Annotated in this window: 14 protein-coding genes; 8 read left to right on the top strand and 6 right to left on the bottom strand. The window is 38.2% G+C overall.

Annotation, left to right across the window (positions count from 1 at the left end):
• The 5 genes from F7984_RS18730 to F7984_RS18710 all read left to right on the top strand — a co-directional run bounded on the left by F7984_RS18730 (position 1) and on the right by F7984_RS18710 (position 3,926).
• On the top strand, positions 1-795 hold the full coding sequence (locus F7984_RS18730; RefSeq protein ID WP_140461917.1) for an MBL fold metallo-hydrolase: 795 nt from the start codon (positions 1-3) through the stop codon (positions 793-795).
• Positions 796-989: 194 nt separating this feature from the next.
• A complete protein-coding gene (locus F7984_RS18725) occupies positions 990-2,189 on the top strand; it encodes a S1C family serine protease (protein ID WP_066109658.1) in 1,200 nt (399 codons plus the stop codon).
• A gap of 104 nt (positions 2,190-2,293) precedes the next feature.
• Entirely contained in the window at positions 2,294-2,476 is a 183-nt protein-coding gene (locus F7984_RS18720) for a CxxH/CxxC protein (protein ID WP_066109653.1), read from the top strand.
• Between the two features lie 83 nt (positions 2,477-2,559).
• Positions 2,560-3,039, top strand: coding sequence for a 23S rRNA (pseudouridine(1915)-N(3))-methyltransferase RlmH (gene rlmH, locus F7984_RS18715; protein WP_066109652.1), 480 nt, complete (start codon positions 2,560-2,562; stop codon positions 3,037-3,039).
• 254 nt (positions 3,040-3,293) lie between these two features.
• A complete protein-coding gene (locus F7984_RS18710) occupies positions 3,294-3,926 on the top strand; it encodes a YczE/YyaS/YitT family protein (protein ID WP_139892031.1) in 633 nt (210 codons plus the stop codon).
• 326 nt (positions 3,927-4,252) lie between these two features.
• Here F7984_RS18710 and gdhA read toward each other — a convergent pair whose 3' ends face one another.
• Complete coding sequence (gene gdhA, locus F7984_RS18705; RefSeq protein ID WP_066109645.1) at positions 4,253-5,635, bottom strand: NADP-specific glutamate dehydrogenase; 1,383 nt, start codon at positions 5,633-5,635, stop codon at positions 4,253-4,255.
• Between the two features lie 556 nt (positions 5,636-6,191).
• Complete coding sequence (locus tag F7984_RS18700) at positions 6,192-6,671, bottom strand: hypothetical protein (RefSeq protein WP_066109785.1); 480 nt, start codon at positions 6,669-6,671, stop codon at positions 6,192-6,194.
• A gap of 291 nt (positions 6,672-6,962) precedes the next feature.
• Between F7984_RS18700 and F7984_RS18695 the strand changes: the two genes are divergently transcribed.
• Positions 6,963-7,688 (top strand): 3-ketoacyl-ACP reductase, encoded by a 726-nt coding sequence (locus F7984_RS18695; RefSeq protein ID WP_066109638.1) that lies wholly within the window; start codon positions 6,963-6,965, stop codon positions 7,686-7,688.
• 89 nt (positions 7,689-7,777) lie between these two features.
• Here F7984_RS18695 and galT read toward each other — a convergent pair whose 3' ends face one another.
• The 4 genes from galT to F7984_RS18675 form a co-directional block, all read right to left on the bottom strand.
• Positions 7,778-9,265 carry a UDP-glucose--hexose-1-phosphate uridylyltransferase gene (gene galT, locus F7984_RS18690; RefSeq protein WP_066109635.1) on the bottom strand — a complete coding sequence of 496 codons (1,488 nt, stop codon included), beginning with the start codon at positions 9,263-9,265 and terminating at the stop codon, positions 7,778-7,780.
• A gap of 32 nt (positions 9,266-9,297) precedes the next feature.
• Positions 9,298-10,290 carry a UDP-glucose 4-epimerase GalE gene (galE, locus tag F7984_RS18685; protein WP_140461916.1) on the bottom strand — a complete coding sequence of 331 codons (993 nt, stop codon included), beginning with the start codon at positions 10,288-10,290 and terminating at the stop codon, positions 9,298-9,300.
• The gene (locus F7984_RS18680) at positions 10,287-11,477 is read right to left on the bottom strand and encodes a galactokinase (RefSeq protein WP_077248196.1); all 1,191 of its coding nucleotides are present in this window, start codon (positions 11,475-11,477) and stop codon (positions 10,287-10,289) included. The genes galE and F7984_RS18680 overlap by 4 nt, the downstream gene beginning before the upstream one ends.
• Positions 11,478-11,683: 206 nt before the next feature.
• Positions 11,684-12,673, bottom strand: coding sequence for a LacI family DNA-binding transcriptional regulator (locus F7984_RS18675; RefSeq protein WP_066109631.1), 990 nt, complete (start codon positions 12,671-12,673; stop codon positions 11,684-11,686).
• A gap of 312 nt (positions 12,674-12,985) precedes the next feature.
• On the opposite strand from F7984_RS18675, the gene F7984_RS18670 reads away from it, so the two are divergent.
• Both F7984_RS18670 and F7984_RS18665 read left to right on the top strand, forming a co-directional pair.
• Positions 12,986-14,734: a solute:sodium symporter family transporter gene (locus F7984_RS18670; protein ID WP_077248195.1), complete on the top strand. Its 1,749-nt coding sequence runs from the start codon at positions 12,986-12,988 to the stop codon at positions 14,732-14,734.
• A gap of 282 nt (positions 14,735-15,016) precedes the next feature.
• Positions 15,017-15,352, top strand: coding sequence for an aminotransferase yhxA (locus tag F7984_RS18665; protein ID WP_066109628.1), 336 nt, complete (start codon positions 15,017-15,019; stop codon positions 15,350-15,352).
• The last annotated feature ends 4 nt before the right edge of the window (positions 15,353-15,356 follow it).

The following is a 15,356-nucleotide window of genomic DNA, read 5'->3' as shown; positions in this document are numbered from 1 at the left end:
ATGTCGATGAAATTTAGCGTTCTAGCCAGTGGAAGCACGGGGAATTCACTCTATGTGGAATCAGGAGAGCATTCATTTTTAGTGGACGCTGGTTTAAGCGGCAAAAAAATGACCGAGCTATTAAATAAAATTGATAAAAGGCCTGAGGATTTATCAGGAATTTTTGTGACACATGAGCACAGTGACCATATAAAAGGGCTTGGTATTATGGCTCGTAAATATCAGCTGCCTATTTATGCAAATGCCAACACATGGAGAGCAATGGATGGGTTAATTGGCGAAATTCCTACAGATTTAAAATTTGAATTTGGAATGGAGACCGTTAAGTCATTTGGCAACCTTGATGTAGAGTCCTTTGGTGTTTCGCACGATGCGGCAGAGCCGATGTTTTATGTATTTCACCAGGATGGTAAGAAACTGGTGACAATTACAGATACGGGGTATGTAAGTGATCGAATGAAGGGCATTATTAAAAATGCAGATGTGTACATCTTTGAGAGCAATCATGATGTAAGTATGCTCCGCATGGGTCGATATCCATGGAGTGTAAAGCGTCGGATACTAAGCGATGTAGGCCATGTTTGTAATGAGGATGCTGCTATAGCCATGAGTGAAGTTGCGGGTGACTGTACAAAACGGTTTTATCTGGCTCATTTAAGTAAGGACAATAATATGAAGGATCTGGCACGTATGTCTGTCAGTCAAACACTTGAAACAAAAGGGATCAGAGCGGGAGAGCAATTTAGCCTGTATGATACGGATCCTAACGAACCAACTGAATTAATACTTGTTTAACAGAGGAGGTTTCCTCTGTTATTTTTTTAGGTAATATATATAATGTTGGTAAAGGTTGGAGAATACTCACTAGTTATTAAACATATCATTAAACTCTGCAACAAGAATTTCCTTTCGATGCTGTTTTTGTTTATAAAATGGAAAACAACAAATACTAGACCTACATAAGTAAATAGTGAAGGGAATGTTGGCAAATGGGCTATTATGATCAAGATTATAATCAGTCAGAACAACAGCAAACTAAACGAAAAGGAAGTAAAGCAGGCTATTTTCTCTCTGGTTTAATTGGTGCTATTATTGGTGCATTATTAGTCCTTCTATTGACAGGCAACTTGAATAATAATGGATTAAATCAGAATACTAGTACAAATAACGGTAATGATGCATCCAAATTGACTCAAAATGTTTCTATGGATGTGACGACTGACGTTACTAAAGCTGTTGAAAAAACGGGAGACGCGGTAATCGGGATTACAAATATCCAAGGCTCTGATTTTTTTAATGAAACTCAGGAGGCAGGCACAGGCTCAGGAGTCATCTATAAAAAGGAGAATGGAAAAGCGTTTATCGTTACCAATAATCATGTGGTGGAGGGTGCATCTTCCTTAGAGGTTACTTTAGCTGATGGTACTAAAACAAAGGCAGAACTTTTAGGAAGCGACATATGGACAGATTTAGCTGTTATCCAAATAGATGATAAGGGTATTGATGTAGTTGCTGAATTTGGTAATTCTGATAAATTAAAAGCCGGAGAACCAGTTATTGCAATTGGTAATCCACTAGGTTTGAATTTCTCCGGATCCGTGACCCAAGGGATTATCTCGGGTTTGAACAGAACTATACCGATTGATGTGAATTCAGATGGTGTGGAGGACTGGAATGCAGAGGTTATTCAGACAGATGCAGCGATTAACCCAGGGAATAGCGGAGGTGCTTTAATTAATATAGGCGGCCAAGTGATTGGGATAAACTCCATGAAAATAGCCGAGTCATCCGTTGAGGGAATTGGATTATCGATTCCAAGCAATTATGCTATACCGATTATTGAGGATTTAGAGGCACATGGAAAAGTGAAACGGGCTTATATGGGAACTAGTCTTCGTTCCTTGAATGAAGTGACCAATTATCAGAGGCAGGAAACATTGAAATTACCTACTGGTGTGACAGAAGGTGTCGTCATTACAAGTATTGAACCAGGTTCTCCGGCTGCTAAAGCCGGGTTAAAGGAGTTCGATGTCATTGTGGAGCTGGATGGGAAGAAAATCGCTAATGTTCCGGAGCTCCGTAAACATTTATATGTAAATAAGCAGATTGGCGATAAAATGAAAGTGACATACTATAGGAATGGACAAAAAGCGTCAACCGAAATGACATTGATTGAAGCCCAAATGTGATATAGTTAGGTACGAAAGCAGGGGATTCCAAATTCCCTGCTTTAAATATGCGGGCTTAAAATGAAGCAGATATTACAAAAGACAACAAGAAAAGGAGAATGAATATGAAAATTTATTGCTGTAAAGATCATGTAGAAGTTGGACTTGATACAATCGTGGATGAGACGGAAGTCCCTCCTTTTATAAATATGATTTCAGAGGAAGAAAATAAAGAAGTTACTAACAATTCTAATGAATTCACCTGTGAATACTGTGGACAACCTGCTGTATATATTGTGGCGAACTAATATTCGGGCACAATATGTGGACGATGGTTGTGTATATGTGGATAACTCCTGTGGATAAAATGTTTGTAAAGTGAGGGTAACATGTGAATATCTCGATAATAACTGTAGGTAAATTGAAGGAGAAATATTTAAAACAGGGTATCGGAGAATATGTAAAAAGATTATCGGCCTATGCCAAAATAGACATAATTGAAATACCCGATGAGAAAGCACCTGAAACATTAAGTGAGATGGAGATGCTGCAAGTCAAGGCGAAAGAAGGAGAGCGAATCCTCGCAAAAATTTCTGACGATACTCATGTTATTGCTTTGGCGATTGAGGGGAAAATGAAATCATCTGAAGAACTTGCAGAAACAATAGATAAACTCGCCACCTACGGAAAAAGCAAGATAGCCTTTGTCATTGGCGGATCGCTTGGACTAAGTAAAGATGTAATGAAAAGAGCAAATGACACCCTGTCTTTTTCGAAAATGACCTTCCCTCACCAGCTGATGAGGCTGATTTTAGTGGAGCAGGTGTATCGCGCGTTTCGGATTAATCGAGGGGAACCATATCATAAGTAAGGTGTTTGTTTTATCTTAATATGTTTTTCTTGTGGAATGTATATGAAAAGAAGCAGTCATAGTTAAAGATCAATAACTTCCTTTAGTATGAAAAGATTGGTTGGCATATGGGAATTAAGGAATTAAGAAGGGTTACAAAAAGATGATTTACTTTTAATTGTTTTAGGTTATATTTCAGAAAATATAAATTATGTATTCTGTCCTGCTTTAATGTTATAGTAAAAAAATAAAATATAAGTTAGAGGGACAGAGTTATGAAGAGGAAATGGGTGTTACGCTGGTCTGTTTTTATTCTCGGATTATTGGTATTAGCATTTGGTATAGCACTAACAATTAAAGGAAAGTTTTTAGGGATTGGACCATGGGATGTTTTTCATTATGGACTATTTACTAAATTCGGATTCACTATAGGAACTTGGTCGATCATTAGTGGTCTATTGCTTTTGTTCATCAGTTCAATTTTCAATAAAGCATGGCCCCAAATAGGGTCCTTTCTGAATATGATGTTGCTTGGTTTATTTATTGATCTTTTTAATTGGATGTTACCTAGTATTGATAATTTAGCAGGAGCAACAATTGCCTTTATCATAGGTGTTATTTTAATGGGATATGGTATTGGATTATACGTTTCTGCCGATTTTGGAGCAGGCCCTAGAGACAGCTTTATGTTATTAATTGTTGAAAAAATGGGATGGAGTATCCCGTTGGTCAGAAATGGAATTGAAGTTATCGTTTTTCTCATTGGTTGGATGTTAGGAGGTCCTGTTGGGATTGGAACCTTGTTCATTGCGTTTGGATTGGGTCCCATTTTAGGCTTTTCCATTCCTCAATGTAAGAAGCTGATGGCCTATCTTCTTAAGCAAAAGGACCAATTAATAACGACTTGAGTATATAAATAGAAGATCTTTTCATAAGCGGAATTTCGCAACTTTAGCACCTGGCCTGGTTGTAAAAAGCTTACTTATATATTTTAAAGTGATATTCTTATAAAATACGAAAAACACATAGTCTTACGGAATTATAACTCAAGCAAAAAGGATGTCTGGCCTTAAGAGACATCCTTTTTGTATTCATCTTATCTTATCTTATATAGTTATTGAAGTAACCTTGGATATAGACTTTTGGCGTGTCTTTGCCTATACCAACCGAAGTCATATCAGATAAGGATAACAATAAGGGGCGAGGCCATTATGATATCTCATAAAATAAAATGTTAAATGACTCCCTGTGCAATCATGGCATCGGCTACTTTTTTAAATCCCGCGATATTAGCGCCAACCACCAGATTGCCTGGGTAGCCATAGTCCTCAGCAGCCTTGACGCTCTCCTTGTAAATGTTAGTCATAATATCCTGCAATTTTGCATCGACTTCTTCAAATGTCCAGGATAATCGAGCGCTGTTTTGTGCCATTTCTAAGGCAGAAACGGCTACACCACCTGCATTGGCAGCTTTTGCTGGACCAAAGAGGATATGGTTATCCAAAAACACATCAATAGCTTCGGAGCTAGATGGCATATTAGCGCCTTCACCGACGGCTTTTAGTCCATTTGCAACCAGAAGTTTCGCTGATTTTTCGCTAATTTCATTTTGTGTGGCACATGGCAAGGCAATATCGCATGGTATGGACCAAATTCCGTAGCAACCTTTCGTATATTGTGCATGTGGGTGTTCTTCTACATATGCCGAGATTCTTTTCCGCTCAACTTCCTTTAAACGTTTCACGGTTTCTAGGTTAATACCGTTTGGGTCGAAAATATAGCCGTCAGAATCACTGCAGGCGACAACTTTTGCTCCTAGTTGTGTAGCTTTTTCGATTGCATAGATGGAGACATTACCTGAACCGGATACTACCACTGTACTTTCCTTAAAGCTAAGGCCTTGTTCTTTAAGCATTTCTTGTACAAAGTAAACAGTGCCATATCCAGTAGCTTCGGTTCGAGTTAAGCTTCCGCCGTAACCAAGTCCTTTTCCTGTCAGAATACCGGCCTCATAGCCTCCGCGTATTCTCTTGTACTGTCCAAACAGAAATCCAATTTCTCGTGCTCCAACGCCAATATCACCAGCTGGTACATCTATATCCGGTCCGATATGTCTACTTAGTTCCGTCATAAAGCTTTGAGTGAATCGCATGATTTCTCCATCAGATTTCCCTTTAGGATCAAAGTCAGACCCACCTTTGCCTCCTCCAATCGGCTGACCGGTAAGAGCGTTTTTAAAAATCTGCTCAAAGCCGAGAAATTTAATTATACTTGCATTAACAGTAGAGTGGAATCTCAAGCCGCCTTTATAGGGACCGATGGCGCTGTTATACTGTACACGGAATCCACGGTTTATCTGTACCTTGCCTTGATCGTCGACCCAAGGAACTCGAAAGGTAATCAGTCTTTCTGGCTCTACAACTCTTTCAAGGATACTTTGCTCCATGTATTCTGGATGCCTAGTAAATAAAGGGACGAGTGAATCAAAGATTTCTTTAACAACCTGATGAAATTCTCTTTCATTAGGATTTCGCTTTTTGACTGTTTCAAATACTTCATTAACATAATTTTTTGCAGTGATTGTTTCTGTGTCTTTAAACTCTGTCAATACAGTCATGCTGTTATAAGCCCTCCCTTAGATGAACAGTAATTTAGTGTGTGTACTTTAGTCTAATAAAGAAATGATATACTAAATTATCTGATTCTTCAAATTTATAATAAAAATAAACCCAAACAATATAAAGATAAATTAAGAAAAATAAATCTAGAGGGTCATTTAGTATGCATGAAAAATAGATTTTAAATAGAGATTGGCATCTTATTAGATAGATTAGCGAAAGAAAGATATCCGAGTAGAAGTTACTGATAAAATTGTAGTATTTTGTAATTTACTATTAATAATTCTGAAATAATACAAATATGAAAATATAGAAAAAACCTAGATCCATTGGAATGTAGGTTTTTTGCATTAACTATTATTAGGAATACCTTTTCTCACAAAGAAAGAGAAAATCAATGTGAAGCAAATTTGAATGTTTTTGAGAACCGTCTGTCTAAAAAAGTGTATCCAAATATTGGGCGTTAAAAAATTAACCAAACATGCACGTAGCTGATTACGAAGTTTCGTGCGTGTAGTTAAAATAATATGAAGAAATAGATAGTTAGGAACCACTTTAGCACCAAACAATAATCCGATAGGGGGTCGTTTGGGCAGGGATGCTTTTTGTAGCTGGTCCATAGATGACAATGAGATTCCGATTTCCGATATTTTTTGAAAATGGCTGCCCATTTCTTAAAATGATAGGAGTGTAAGGGGAGGGGTTTAATTGTAATTGACCATCACGGCTTACCAGTTGGTTGTTAAAATAATCTGCTTTAACATTTTGATCGTTATATTCCTTAACAACGATAAGAGCCCGATATTGTGGCGGATAGATCAATGGTACTGGTACATCCCCATCATAATAACCAGTAATTTTATCACCGAGGCCCACAATTGCCTGTTCTACGAAGTAAGTAGTCGGTGATATGATGAAATTAACTATTCCGTTATTCCCATCTTCAACTGTAAGTTGTTTAAAACAGCCCTCTGATTCCCCGTTTTGTCCTATCATAAAATCATTCATGTCGGTTACAATACCTCGAAATGACATAAAATTCACGGCATTATTCCTTTCCTGAAAAACTAAGTTTTATAGTCTTTACGGTTAATCATAAATGATAAAATCATCATAAATAATCCTGACGCTTCCTATACAATTTATGTGTCATTGCCCAGAAAGGTGAATGCAAGAAATTCAAACTTTGGACTATGAGATTTGTCTTATTGATATAATTGGCGTTATAGGTAGGAAGCTCGGGTGCATACCTTTAGTCTTATTAACTGCTGCGTATTATACTGAGAAAGAGAACTTCAAGGTTGATTTGGAAAGGAGCTTCTAATTATGGCACAGACATTAAAGGGAAAGATTGCGTTTATCACTGGCGGAGCCAGAGGGATTGGTAGAGCGACAGCAATTGCACTGGCTAAAGAGGGTGTAAACGTTGGTTTGCTTGCAAGGTCAGAGGAAAATCTTAAAAAGGCAGCTGCTGAAATAGAAGGTTTAGGCGTAAAAGTATCTTATGCAACAGCTGATATTTCATCAAAGGAACAGGTAGAAGCAGCAATTGAAGTGTTAACCAAGAATTTAGGCACTGCTGATATTTTGATAAATAATGCAGGAATTGCAACATTCGGAACAGTTTCGGAGATGGATCCGGAGGAATGGAAAAGGATTATAGATATAAACCTAATGGGTACTTATTACGTGACACGAGCTGTACTTCCTCAACTAATAGAAAAAAATGGGGGAGATATTATCAATGTCTCTTCCACTAATGGATTAAATGGGGCAGCTACATCCAGTGCTTACAGTGCTTCAAAATTCGCGGTGATTGGCTTTACCGAATCACTTGCGCAGGAAGTTCGCCGGAATAATATTCGGGTATCAGCTTTGACACCAAGTACAGTTGCTACAGATTTGGCTCTCGACCTCGATTTAATTAAAGAGAATAACGATTCAAAATTCATTCAGCCTGAGGATCTTGCAGAATTTATAGTCGACCAATTAAAATTGAACCCTCGTGTTTACGTGAAAACGGCAAGTTTTATTGCAACAAATCCATTTTAAGGAATCGTAAACTGGTATAGATGAATGGAATGAAGAAAGAAGGCGTAAATCTGCCTTCTTTTTTCTCTTCTAACTAAGTTCTTTTACGGTTAGAGTATATCGATAAATCGTTTGAATGCTTGATTTCCTTCATGGGTCCGTTTAAATACACCGGCATCCTCTAAACATCTCAGGAATTTGGAACCGACTGCCTGAGAGATAATCATTTTTACAGATTCAGAAGTAATTTCTTTCCCGTTAACTACTTTTAGATCTTCAGCCCAGGCTTGGTGATAATCTGCCACTTCATTGCGTTGATTGAGCAGATATTTTTCAACCTCAATAAGCTCCTTTTGTAAGCGGGCAGGTAATACAGCAAGACCCATAACTTCTATTAAACCAATATTCTCTTTTTTGATATGGTGAACATCCTGGTGAGGGTGAAAGATTCCTAATGGATGCTCTTCACTTGTTCGATTATTGCGAAGAACAAGATCAAGCTCAAATTGGCCATCTCGCATTCTTGCAATCGGTGTTATGGTGTTGTGACGGGTATCTCCGGAATAGGCTACAAGATTAACTGATGGATCACTATAGTGAATCCATTTTTTGAGTATCCGATCAGCTGCGCCTGCAACTTCCTCCAGACGAACTCCTTTTATACGAATTACGGACATAGGCCATTTCACGATATTTGCAGAAATAGAAGGGAACCCTTTAATTGAAAAAGTCCCTTCTTCCTTCGCTCGGGCCATTGCGAACTCATATCGTCCGCCTTGATAATGGTCATGGGTTAAAATAGATCCCCCTACAATAGGGATATCGGCATTAGATCCCAAGAAATAATGCGGAAACTTTTTAACAAACATCAGCAAATTGGTGAACGTATGGAAATTAATTTTCATATCACGATGTTGTTCCGATAACAGAATGCAATGCTCGTTATAATATACGTATGGTGAGTACTGTAAATACCATGATTCTTCCCCGAGTGGAATGTGGACCATACGATGGTTGGACCTGGCAGGATGATTTAACCGTCCTGCGTATCCTTCATTCTCAATACAAAGGAGACAAGTTGGATAATTAGATGTAGCAGGCTTCATCTCGCGCTCCAATGCGATTTGTTTAGGATCCTTTTCAGGCTTTGATAAATTAATTGTTATGTCCAGTTCCCCATAATCCGTATCAACCGTGTAGCTGATATTTTTCGCAATCTGTTTAGTTTGGATATAATTGCTATTCTGGCTTAACTCATAAAAATACTTGGTTGCTTCCTCAGGGCATTCTTTATACTTTTGATAAAAAGTGTAATTTAGCTCTGAAGGTCTTGGCATAAATACATTCATTATCTTGGCCTTTAAAATATCTTTATTGACTATTAAATCCTCAATAATGCTAGTTTTAACAGCATAATCAGCGATAACATCCAATAAATCTGGGATCGACAGCTCGTTCTTTACTGGATGTTTCGAAAAGCCATCTAAATGAAGCAGTGACAATATCTGATTTCTGGCGTATATTTCATCTGCTGAATCAAGCATTTGTAATCTTTTAGCCTGATTCAAAAGGTGTTGAACTGCTGCATAGATCTCCATGATATCTTCTCCTTTTAATCGATTTAACTAGGTTACTTATCTCCATAGCCGTTTGGATGGGCCTGATGCCATTTCCAGGCATCGGTAATAATATTTTGGATGGACGTCCGTTTTGGTCTCCAGCCCAAAATGCGCCCGGCTTTTTCAGAAGAGGCAATTAGCGTACTTGGATCACCGGATCTTTTAGGGGCGATTTTAGCGGGAAGCTCGTGGTCTGTTATAGCTCTGGCTGCTTCGACAATCTCCTTGACTGAAAATCCATTGCTGCTGCCAAGGTTAAAGATATTACTTTCTCCACCGTTTTGAAGATACTTCAATGCTAAAATATGAGCATCAATTAAGTCCTCAACATGAATATAATCACGGATACATGTGCCATCCTCCGTTGGATAATCCTCTCCGAAAATGGAAATCGATTCTCGCTGTCCTAATGCTACTTGAAGTACTACTGGAATTAAATGTGTTTCCGGATGATGGTCTTCACCAATTTCCCCGGTTGAACGGGCACCGGCAACGTTAAAATAACGGAGCGACACATAATTCATGCCGTAGGCTGTATCACACCACTTCATCAATTTCTCCATCGTCAGTTTTGTTTCACCGTAGGCATTCGTTGGATTTGTCTGCATTTCTTCCGTAATCGGTGTTTGTTCCTGCTCTCCATATGTAGCTGCGGTAGAGGAGAAGACAATATGCTTAACATTGAACTCGTTCATCACTTCAAGCAGTACTTGTGTTCCATATACATTATTACGGAAATACTCGAGCGGCTTTTCCATAGATTCTCCAACAAGTGAATAGGCAGCAAAATGAAGTACAGCGTCTACCTTTTCCTTCGTAAAAACTTCGCGTAAAAAGTCCTTGTCTCGAATATCTCCTTGATAAAATCTTGCCTTTGGATGTATGGCTCCTTTATGGCCTGTTTGTAAATTATCAACCACCACTGTGTCGTAACCTTCGTCGAGTAGTTGGTATACGGCATGGGAACCAATATAACCAGCCCCACCAAGAACTAGTGTACTCATACAATCGCCTCCGTTATAATTTCCTTTGTTCCATCACCAATGCTGGCAACATAAAAGTCTGCCTCATAACCGATTGTTTGTTTGTACGCATCGCCGACTTCCTGAATAAAACGTTCGATATGAGCTGATTGAACCAATGCAATCGCACAGCCGCCAAAACCGGCCCCCGTCATTCTAGAGCCAACGGTACCTTCTTGCTGCCAGGCTGCCTCCACTAATGCGTCGAGTTCCGGTCCGGTTACCTCGTAATCATCCCGAAGTGAAATATGGGACTCGTTCATATAGATACCGAATTGGACTAAATTACCATCCTGTAAGGCTTGAAAGGCTTTTTTTGTGCGTTCATTTTCATAAACTGCATGGCGTGCCCGTTTTTCAAGTGTGGAATCGGCAATGACAGCTTTATGTTGATCAAAAAGATCGATAGATAGTTCTCCAAGGGAGGATATATCAGTTGCTGTTTGCAGTCTTGCAAGCGCTGCTTCACATTCGCTTCGCCGTTCATTATATTTTGAATCTGCCAGTTCTCTTCGTTTATTCGTATTCATGATGACAATCTGGTGATCTGCTATATCAAATGGGGCATATTCATAGCTTAAAGTCTGGCAATCAAGCAATATAGCTGATTTTGCTTTTCCCATTCCAATTGCAAACTGGTCCATAATACCGGAGTTTACTCCAATAAACTGGTTTTCCACCTTTTGACCAATTTTTACTAACTCGATACGGTCTATCTTTAATTGAAAGACTTCATTTACCATTACACCGATTAAAACTTCAAGTGAAGCAGAGGAAGAAAGGCCAGCTCCATTTGGAATATTGCCGTATATGAGAATATCAAGGCCGTTCGGCAGATTATTTCCATTCTCGGCTATATATCGAAGTACTCCCTTAGGATAGTTCGCCCATTGATGGGATGGGTCATAATCCAGATCATCTAAAGAAAATTCAATTATCCCGACCTCTTTGAAATTCAGTGAATATAGCCGAATAGTGCGGTCTCCACGCAGTCGTACTAACCCATATGTGCCATAGGTGATGGCAGATGGGAAAACATACCCACCATTGTAATCAGTATGCTCACCGATTAGGTTGATTCGGCCAGGTGAAAAAAAGGTACGAACCTTATCATTCATACTGCCTGAGAATATACTGTGAAATGCAGATAATAGTTTTTGATGGTCCATATTGGTCACTTCCCTCTAAATTTTAGGTAAAGCTTTTTATAATTAGTGAATCGAACAGTTTGCTTTTTAACGAGAGTATATTTCCTTTTTTTGAAAGCGTATCCAACTTTATTGTAATAAAAATTAGTAAAGTACGTCAATTAATTTTACTAAAATTTTTACTAATTAGTTTACCATACAAAAAAGCGCACATTTATTTGTGCGCTTTATTTGGAGCTTCCTCTTATTTTAAGTTGTGTAGCTATACTTACTTTCTTTGAGACTTGTCTTCCAGAAAACTGCTCAAGCAATAAATCTACTGCCGTTTCACCCATTAATTCGGTATAGACCTTAACCGTGCTTAAAGGGGGAGACATATATTTTGAAATGCTAATATCATTTACTCCAACAATACTAACTTGATCCGGTACGCGGACACCTGCATCTTGAAGGGCCCTTAATGCTCCAACAGCAATAGAGTCATTTCCGGCAAAAAAGGCTGTAGGAATTTCATCTTCGTGGTCCTTGACTGCTTGTTTCATCAGGTGGTATCCATCTTCAACAGAAAACTTGCCTTCATACACATAAGCTTCCTGATAGAGGCCCATGTCCGATAGAAATCGTTCAAAACTAGTTCTTCGAGGATCGTCAATTTTGGAAGTGTGATCCTTATAAATTTCCCGCCCACCTAAGTAGCCAATTTTAGTGTGTCCTTGATCCAGAAAATATTGAAGAATATTTCGTGTGGCTTTTTCGAAATCAACTATAACAGAATCGAATTGATCGTCATTAGGTGAACTATCTACAAAAACAAGGTTACTTGACACACTCTTTAGTTCCTCAGCCTGGTTTTCGCTGAATTTACCAATTGCGATAATTCCTTGAAATCCTTCATTTTGGAGGGAACGCAAATGCTCTATAGAAAAATTAGTGAACTTCATATTGTGGTATTCCAGGCGCTTTTCCACGCCAAGTCTGATTGCCATATAATAAAGATCGTCTAATTCCTCTTTTTCAGTATACCAATTCACGATTCCTACTTTATACATGATAGGTTTGCGTTTAGGTTTTTTTTGATAGTCTAATTCTTCAGCCGCTTCAAAAATCCTTTTTTTCGTCTCATCACTGACTGATAAAGAGTTGTCGTAATTAAGCACTCTTGAAACGGTCGCAATCGAAACTCCAACCATATTTGCGATATCTTTAATGGTGGCCATTGGACAGCTGCCCCCTTTCTTTTCTAAAAGTAAAATCCGGTTATTTTAGCGCTTTCAGTATACTATACTTTTTAGTAAATTTCTTTAGATTATTTTCGTTTTATTAAGGAAAGGTGTAAAGGATGGAAGTGTGAAATACCTAAAATATAGATAGCTATTTCCGATCAATCATGATAATAATCCCTTGATTCTATTTTTGGAAGATATCAATTTATTTTCAATGTATTTAGTAAATAAATTGATTAATTTACTAAAATTTATTATGATACCCATGAAAACGTTTTTATAATAAGTCAACAGGGGGGAACCATTGTGCAGTGGTATATCATACTATCTTTTATTCTCTTTACGGGTGTAGTTGCCTACTATACATTTTCAAAATTGAGGAAAGAAAAGGTTAAAGGAAAAGTATCTAAGGATAATTATTTCTTAGGTGGGAGAAGTTTAACATGGGGCGTTATTGGGATGTCCTTGCTATTAACGAACCTAAATGCCACACAATTCGTTGGAATGAGCGGGCAATCCTTTGCGGGGAATATGAGTAACATGGCTTATGAAGTTACGTCCGGATTCGTTTTGGCGTTAGTAGCTATTTATTTGCTTCCACGTTATTTAAAACAAGGAATCACAACTATTCCTGAATTTTTAGAAGATCGGTATGACAGTCAAGTTAAATCGTTTGTGTCGATATTATTCTTGTTGGGATATGTGTTAAATATGCTACCAACGACCCTTTATTCGGGCGCCATTGCATTAAGCCAAATGTTTGATATTGAAAGCACTTTTCATATCAGCTATGAGGCTGGCATTTGGATTATGGTGTGGTTAATCGGAATAATCGGCTTCTTCTATGCAGTATTGGGTGGATTGAAAGCGGTTGCGATTTCAGATACATTTAATGGAGTTGCTTTGGCCATTGGCGGTTTATTAGTCCCAATTTTTGCGTTGCTTACTTTAGGAGACGGCAGCATATCTCAAGGGTTTTCACAATTTGTTGCAGCGACTCCTGAAAAGTTTAATGCAATTGGTACCAATCATGATGTTGTTCCATTTGGAGCGGCTTTAACGGGCCTTTTACTAGTGAACTTTTATTATTGGGGAACTGATCAATCTATTATTCAACGTGCTTTGGCAGCCAAGGATTTAAAAGAAGGACAAAAGGGGATCATGTTTGTCGGTTTAATGAAAATCTTTACACCGATTATTGTTATTATCCCTGGGATTATGGCATTTCAGATTATCGGTAATACGGGAGCTAACCCAGACACAATGTATTCAGCTCTTGTAACAGAAGTAATGCCGAAACCGTTAATTGGCTTGTTTGCAGCTGCTATGTTTGGATCTGTATTAAGTGTCTTTAATGGAATCTTAAATAGCGCGTCAACTTTATTTGCGATCAATGTGTATGCGCCAACCTTTGGAAAAAATAAATCTGATGAGGAAATTGTCAGGAAAGGGAAATGGTTCGGTGTCTTCATTGCTCTGATCTCCATGTTTATCGCACCACTGATTATGTATGCACCAAGCGGGTTGTTCCAATACTTACAAGTTATAAACGGCTTTTTCAATGTACCGATTTTCACGATTATCTTTATTGGTTATGTGACAAAGAGAGTTCCAGCTATCGCAGCGAAAATAGCCATAACCTTCTTTATTGCAACGTATGCAATCCTTCAGCTGGTTGTTAAACCTGAGATGAGCTTCTTATATCAATTGGCTATTCTGTTTGTCATCAGCTGTCTGCTTATGTTGATAATCGGTAAAATCAAACCAAGAGAAGAGGCATACGTTCTTCCAAGCCGCAATCTTGTAAACCTGGATCCATGGAAATATCGTCAGGAAGCTGCCTGGGGAATGATCTTCTGTGTCACTGCTTTTTATATCGTATTCTCAAAACTCGGTCTCGCAAGTGAAATAGGCTTTGGTGTACATACTTGGGCTTGGCTTGCCGGAGCTGCTCTGATTTGTCTGATCGGTCTATTCGTCACCAAGAAAATCGGAAATAGAACAAATACAGCTGAACCTTTAGAAAAAACGACTCTTAATAAAAATGTATTGTAGTAAATTTACAATATATTAATCTAAAATCACTTTCCTGAGTAAGGAAGGTGATTTTTTTCGGAGAATAAATCAATCGTCTTTAATAGTTTTTCAGCAGGGATTATATGTGTTGGTTAGTAGGGTGCCGGTTACTTTAGAATACTAAATACTTTCGTAAGCAGGTGTTATACATAAATAATCCCTATAACTAAAGAGAAAGACATAAATTCTTCTTCCAATTATTATACTTTTTATTGGAAGTATTTAGTAAAATATAACGAAAGAGGGATTGAGGTGAGATGATTGAATAAAACCAAAAAAATCATGATTGGTGTGACTGTAACTGCGTTGACCATTGGTTTGGTCGGGTGTGGGACATCAAATGCAGATCTTCCTCCAAAACCCACAGATTCAGACTGCGGAGATTGGAAATGGGATGATGATGATGGTGTTTGGGAGTGTGATGATGACAACTCGAGGTATCACGGCCATTATTATTATGGCGGTTATTTTTATGGAAATCGAAGCATGCTTCTGAACAATAAGGGCTACCAATCCTATAAAAATAGTTCTTCTTTTAAGGGGGGGATTAAGGCTAGTTCGGGATTTGGCAGCGGAACAAAATCTTTTGGAGGTTAAGCCT

The sequence above is a fragment of the Pradoshia sp. D12 genome (genome assembly GCF_008935075.1).
GTDB lineage: Bacteria > Bacillota > Bacilli > Bacillales > Pradoshiaceae > Pradoshia.
The sequence above is the reverse complement of the archived record's forward strand: the minus strand, read 5'-3'. Positions and strand labels throughout refer to the sequence as shown.

Excerpts from the sequence above, each read along its gene's own strand:
- F7984_RS18730 (WP_140461917.1), top strand. The coding sequence starts at position 1 with ATGTCGATGAAATTTAGCGTTCTAGCCAGTGGAAGCACGGGGAATTCA.
- F7984_RS18725 (WP_066109658.1), top strand. The coding sequence starts at position 990 with ATGGGCTATTATGATCAAGATTATAATCAGTCAGAACAACAGCAAACT.
- F7984_RS18720 (WP_066109653.1), top strand. The coding sequence starts at position 2,294 with ATGAAAATTTATTGCTGTAAAGATCATGTAGAAGTTGGACTTGATACA.
- F7984_RS18710 (WP_139892031.1), top strand. The coding sequence starts at position 3,294 with ATGAAGAGGAAATGGGTGTTACGCTGGTCTGTTTTTATTCTCGGATTA.
- gdhA (WP_066109645.1), bottom strand. The coding sequence starts at position 5,635 with ATGACTGTATTGACAGAGTTTAAAGACACAGAAACAATCACTGCAAAA.
- F7984_RS18700 (WP_066109785.1), bottom strand. The coding sequence starts at position 6,671 with ATGTCATTTCGAGGTATTGTAACCGACATGAATGATTTTATGATAGGA.
- F7984_RS18695 (WP_066109638.1), top strand. The coding sequence starts at position 6,963 with ATGGCACAGACATTAAAGGGAAAGATTGCGTTTATCACTGGCGGAGCC.
- galT (WP_066109635.1), bottom strand. The coding sequence starts at position 9,265 with ATGGAGATCTATGCAGCAGTTCAACACCTTTTGAATCAGGCTAAAAGA.
- galE (WP_140461916.1), bottom strand. The coding sequence starts at position 10,290 with ATGAGTACACTAGTTCTTGGTGGGGCTGGTTATATTGGTTCCCATGCC.
- F7984_RS18680 (WP_077248196.1), bottom strand. The coding sequence starts at position 11,477 with ATGGACCATCAAAAACTATTATCTGCATTTCACAGTATATTCTCAGGC.
- F7984_RS18675 (WP_066109631.1), bottom strand. The coding sequence starts at position 12,673 with ATGGCCACCATTAAAGATATCGCAAATATGGTTGGAGTTTCGATTGCG.